Annotated in this window: 3 protein-coding genes and 1 pseudogene; 3 read left to right on the top strand and 1 reads right to left on the bottom strand. The window is 73.1% G+C overall.

The genetic code is table 11. From position 1 onward, the window contains the following. Window positions 1-1131 (bottom strand): cysteine desulfurase family protein (locus tag D8M35_RS15220; protein WP_148113398.1); only part of this gene is annotated, 1131 nt, incomplete at its 3' end. Between the two features lie 61 nt (window positions 1132-1192). On the opposite strand from D8M35_RS15220, the gene D8M35_RS15215 reads away from it, so the two are divergent. The 3 genes and pseudogenes from D8M35_RS15215 to D8M35_RS15205 all read left to right on the top strand — a co-directional run. Further along, on the top strand, window positions 1193-3247 hold the full coding sequence (locus D8M35_RS15215) for a glycogen-debranching protein (RefSeq protein WP_126892590.1): 2055 nt from the start codon (window positions 1193-1195) through the stop codon (window positions 3245-3247). 113 nt (window positions 3248-3360) lie between these two features. Next, complete coding sequence (locus tag D8M35_RS15210) at window positions 3361-5361, top strand: alpha-1,4-glucan--maltose-1-phosphate maltosyltransferase (RefSeq protein ID WP_174234765.1); 2001 nt, start codon at window positions 3361-3363, stop codon at window positions 5359-5361. Further along, window positions 5358-5575, top strand: a pseudogene (locus D8M35_RS15205) (hypothetical protein); the annotation flags it as partial. The gene D8M35_RS15210 and the pseudogene D8M35_RS15205, both read left to right, overlap by 4 nt.

Below are 5575 nucleotides of genomic sequence, written 5' to 3'. Positions count from 1 at the left end.
GCCCGCTCGGCTCGCCCGCGCCACCGCGTCGGGCAGCGCCGCGAGGAACGCGTCGACGTCGGCGTCGGTCGAGGTGCGTCCGAGCGTGATCCGCAGGGCACCGCGCGCCTCGTCCTCGGACAGGCCCATGCCGAGCAGCACGTGCGACGCCTCCGGGACGCCGGCCTGGCACGCGGACCCGGTCGACACCGCGACCCCCGCCGCGTCGAGCAGGAACAGCAGCGAGTCCCCCTCGCACCCGGGGAAGGTGAAGTGGGCGTTGCCGGGGAGCCGGTCGACCGGGTCGCCCATGAGCACGGCGGTCGGCACCGCTTCGAGCACTCCCGCGACGAGCCGGTCGCGCAGGACCGAGGCGTCGTGCAGGCCGGCCGCCGCGGCGACGCCGAAGGCCGCCGCGGCCGGGGCGTCCTGCGTGCCGCTGCGGACCTGCCGCTGCTGACCACCACCGTGGATGAGCGGCTCGACCATCGCACGGCGACCGAGGACGAGCGCCCCGATGCCGACCGGCCCGCCGATCTTGTGCGCCGAGACGCTGAGCGCGTCGAGGCCGGACGCGGCGAACGACACCGGGACCTGGCCGTAGGCCGCGACGGCGTCGCTGTGCACGGGCACGCCGGCGGCGTGCGCGAGCTCGACGATCCGGGTGACCGGCTGCAGGGTGCCGACCTCGTTGTTCGCCCACAGGAACGTGACCAGGGCGACGTCCGAGGCGTCGGCGAGCCGCGCCTCCAGGCCGACGAGGTCCACGCGACCCTGCGCGTCCAGCGGGACCACGTCGACGACCGCGCCCTCGTGGCGCTCGAGCCACTCGACCGTGTCGACGGTGGCGTGGTGCTCGCCCGCCGGCAGGACGATCCGCGGCCGGGGTCGGTCCTGCTGCCGCGCCCAGTACGTGCCCTTGATCGCGAGGTTGATGCTCTCGGTGCCACCCGAGGTGAAGACGACCTCGACCGGCTCGGCGTCGAGCGACCGGGCGACCGCGGCGCGACCGTCCTCGAGCAGCATCTTCGCGCGCTGGCCTGCGCTGTGGATCGACGACGGGTTGCCCACCGTGGCGAGCGCCTCGGTGAACGCGGCGAGCGCCGCGGGCAGGACGGGCGTCGTCGCCGCGTGGTCGAGGTAGACCGGCATGACCCACTCCCCTTCCGTGTGCGTTCACAGGGTACCCGCGCCCCCTCGTACCCTGGTCGTCATGCACCGCACCGTGATCGACGAGACCCCCGGCTTCCGCCTCGGTGACGGCGCGCCCCGCTTCTCGGTGCGTTCCGCCTCGGCGACGGCGGTGACCCTCGTGGTCGTCGAAACCGACGGGCGCGAGACCCGCCACACCCTGTCGCGGGTCGACGACACCGACCGCTGGACGGCCGGGACGCCGGACGTGCGACCCGGGGACCGCTACCACCTGCTGGTCGACGGGCCCCAGGGCCCCCGTCACGAGTTCGATCCCGAGCGACCGCTGCTCGACCCGTACGCGCGGGGCATCGTCCCGTCGACGGCCGGCCCGGACGGCGGCGGCCCGCGGTGGACGAGCGTGGTCGTCGACGACGCCTTCGACTGGGGCGGTGTCGGGAAGCCCGACGTGCCCCTGGACCGGGCGGTCGTGTACGAGGCGAACGTCCGCACGGTGACCGCGGCCAACCCGGACGTCCCGGAGCACCTGCGTGGCACGTACGCCGGGGTGGCGCACCCGAGCACCATCGCCCACCTGCGTCGCATCGGGGTGACGACCCTCGAGCTGCTGCCCGTGCACGCCTTCGACACCGAGACCTGGCTGCGCGAGGCCGGCCGCGAGAACGCGTGGGGCTACAACACGGTCGGGTTCTTCGCCCCGCACGCGGCGTACGCGTCCGCAGACGCCCGTGCCGCGGGGGCCTCGGCGGTGCTCCGCGAGTTCAAGGGCATGGTCCGGCTCCTGCACGAGGCCGGCATCCAGGTGCTCCTCGACGTGGTCTACAACCACACCGCCGAGGAGGGCTTGGGCGGGCCGACCTCGTCGCTCCGCGGGATCGACGGGGCGGCGCGCTACCGCTGGACCGAGGACGGTGCGTCGTACTACGACACCACCGGCTGCGGGAACACCCTCGACACGTCGGTGGAGGCCACCGCGGACCTGGTCGTCGACAGCCTGCGCTACTGGGCACGCGAGGTGCAGGTCGACGGCTTCCGCTTCGACCTGATGGCAGCGCTCGCCCGCGACGCGGACCACGTGTTCGACCCGGCGCACCCGCTGCTCGAACGCATCCGGCAGCACCCGGACCTGCAGGACGTGCTCGTCGTCGCCGAGCCGTGGGACGTCGGACCCGACGGGTGGCGCACGGGCGCGTTCGGCGCCGGGACGAGCGAGTGGAACGACGGGTTCCGGAACACCGTCCGGCAGTTCTGGCTGACCGACGTCGCCGAGGAACGGCGGAACGGCACCCCGCACGCGGGCATCGGTCGCCTCGCGGAGGCCCTGACCGGGTCCCGGGGCACCTTCGGTCAGGAGCGCGGTCCGCTCGCGAGCATCAACTTCGTGACGGCGCACGACGGGTTCACGCTGCTCGACCTGGTCTCCCACGACCGGAAGCACAACGCGGCGAACGGCGAGGACGGCCGGGACGGCTCCGACGACAACCGCTCGTTCAACCACGGCGTCGAGGGCGACACGGCGGACCGGGGCGTGCGCGCTGCCCGGGGCCGCTCGATGCGGAACCTGGTCGGTACCCTCATGCTCTCCGCCGGCGTCCCGATGCTGACCGCGGGCGACGAGCGCAGCCGGACGCAGCACGGGAACAACAACGCCTACGTGGTGTCCGAGGACCTGACCGCCGTCGACTGGACGGACGACGAGGACGCCGAGGCCATGACCGAGGCCGTCGCGGCGCTCGCACGGCTCCGCGCCGCGCACCCGGCGCTCCGACCGACCCGCTTCGGCGTCGAGGGGCAGGAGACCCCGGGCGCCTCGCGGATGGCCTGGTACGGGCCCGACGGGCACCCGATGACGTCCGAGGGGTGGGACCAGCCGATCCACCGGGTCGTGCAGTACTTCGTCGAGTCGACGCCGGAGCACGAGCCGTTCGACCGGGTGCTCGTGGTGGTGCACGGCAGCGGGCGGACGCGTGACCTGACGCTGCCCGAACGCCAGGACGTGCTCGGGTACCGGTTGGCGTGGTCGAGCGAGAAGCACCGGGACCACGAGCGGCTCCGGCCGGGCGGCCAGGTCTTCACGGCGTACGGGCCCGGCATCCACGTCTTCGAGGTGGCGTAGGGCCGTTCCGCCGGCCGCGCTCGCCTCCTGCACAGGTCGTGTGACGCGCCCGACACTGCACAGGGAACGCGTTCCGGGGAACGCGGACGCTCCGGCCGGGTAGCGTCGGCTCCGTGGCCACCGCAGATCGACCCCGCCGACCGAAGATCGGACGCATCCCGATCACCCAGCTCGCGCCGACGACCCCGAACGGGTTCCCGGGCAAGGCGTTCGACGGCGAGGTGATCACGTTCGGCGCGACCGTCTTCCGCGAGGGCCACGGTGTCATCGGCGCCGACCTCGTGCTCGAACGCCCGGACGGCGGCACGCGCACGGTCCCGATGCTGCTCGGCGCCCCCGGCACCGACCGGTACGAGGCGACCGTGCAGGTCGACCACGTCGGCGTCTGGACGTGGCACGTCGAGTCGTTCTCCGACGACTGGGCGACGTGGTTGCACGCAGCCCGGCTCAAGATCGCCGCCGGTGTCGACACCGAGGCGACGCTCCTCGACGGAGCCGTCCTGCTCGACCGCCTCGCGACCGAGACCGACTCGAGCGCTGCCGTCCGCGCCGCCGAGCAGCTGCGTGACACCGGCCTCGAGCCGACCGAGCGCCTGGCGGCCGTCGACGACCCCCGCATCACGGGCGAGGTCGAGGACTCGCCGCTGACCTCGCTCCGGACGCACTCCCCCACGCAGCTCCTCGACGTCGAGCGGCAGCGTGCAGGCGTCGGCGCCTGGTACGAGTTCTTCCCCCGCAGCGAAGGGGCGAAGAAGAACCCCGACGGCTCCTGGCGGAGCGGTGACTTCCGCACCGCGGCACGCCGGCTGCCGGCCGTGGCGCGCATGGGCTTCGACGTGGTCTACCTCCCGCCGATCCACCCGATCGGCACGACCGCACGCAAGGGGCCGAACAACACCCTCACCCCCGGACCGCACGACCCGGGCAGCCCCTGGGCGATCGGAGGACCCGAGGGCGGACACGACACCATCCACCCCGACCTCGGCTCCGAGGACGACTTCCGCGACTTCGTCGAGACGGCGAAGAACAGCGGGATGGAGGTCGCCCTCGACTTCGCGCTGCAGTGCTCCCCCGACCACCCGTGGGTCGAGCAGCACCCGGAGTGGTTCACGGTCCGCGCCGACGGCTCGATCGCGACGGCCGAGAACCCGCCGAAGCGGTACCAGGACATCTACCCGATCCAGTTCGACAGCGACCCCGAGGGCATCGTCGCCGAGGTCCTGCGGGTCCTCGAGCACTGGATCGCGTTCGGCATCCGCATCTTCCGCGTCGACAACCCGCACACGAAGCCACTCTGGTTCTGGGAGCGGGTCATCCGCGAGGTCCGCGACCAGCACCCGGACACGGTGTTCCTCGCCGAGGCCTTCACCCGTCCGGCGATGATGCGCGCGCTGGCCGAGGCCGGGTTCCAGCAGTCGTACACGTACTTCACGTGGCGGAACACGAAGGAGGAGATCGAGGAGTACTTCACCGAGCTCAGCCACGAGACGAGCGCTTACCTGCGCCCGAACCTCTTCGTGAACACGCCCGACATCCTGACCGAGTACCTGCAGTTCGGCGGTCGCGCCGGCTACAAGGTGCGCGCCGCGCTCGCCGCGACCGGTGCTCCGACCTGGGGCATGTACGCCGGCTACGAGCTCTTCGAGGACGTCGCCCGCCCGGGGTCCGAGGAGAACATCGACAACGAGAAGTACGAGTACAAGCCGCGCGACTTCGCCCTGGCCGAGGCCGAGGGTGCGAGCCTCGCCCCGTACGTGACGATGCTGAACCGGTTCCGCCAGGCGCACCCCGCGCTGCGGCAGCTCCGGAACCTGCACGTCCACGACGCCGAGGACCCGGCGATCGTCGTCTACTCGAAGCACCTCCCCGGCGAGTTCATCCGCTCCGGCCGCGCCGACACCGTGATCGTCGTCGCCAACGTCGACCCGCACTCCGCCCGCGAGACCACCGTGCACCTCGACCTCGCCGCGCTCGGGCTGCCGAACGAGCAGCCGTTCGTCGTCCGCGACGTCGTCACCGGGCAGCGCTGGGAGTGGGGCTCGTCGAACTACGTGCGCCTCGACGCCTTCCAGGAGCCGGTGCACCTGCTCGTCGTGGAAGGACCCGTCCGATGACCGACCGAGACCCGAAGGGGACCCCGCCGATGGGCTCCGACCGTCCCACCCCCACCACGCCGGGCCGAGGCCAGGGGCCGAGCGTCCCGCCGGTACCGCCGCCCCCGCCGCCCGTGACCCGCACCCGTGCCCCCGGCGCGGTCCCGCAGGTCGACGAGCCGGCACCGCGGTACGAGCCGCGGGTGTCCGCGCCGCACGAGGACCTGCCCGGCGA

This window comes from Curtobacterium sp. HSID17257 (assembly GCF_003989515.1).
In the GTDB taxonomy this organism is placed as follows: domain Bacteria; phylum Actinomycetota; class Actinomycetes; order Actinomycetales; family Microbacteriaceae; genus Curtobacterium.
This window is presented reverse-complemented; position numbering and strand designations above follow the sequence as displayed.

What these genes read in the sequence shown, in the direction of transcription:
- D8M35_RS15215 (WP_126892590.1), top strand. Translation starts at nt 1,193, where the DNA reads ATGCACCGCACCGTGATCGACGAGACCCCCGGCTTCCGCCTCGGTGAC.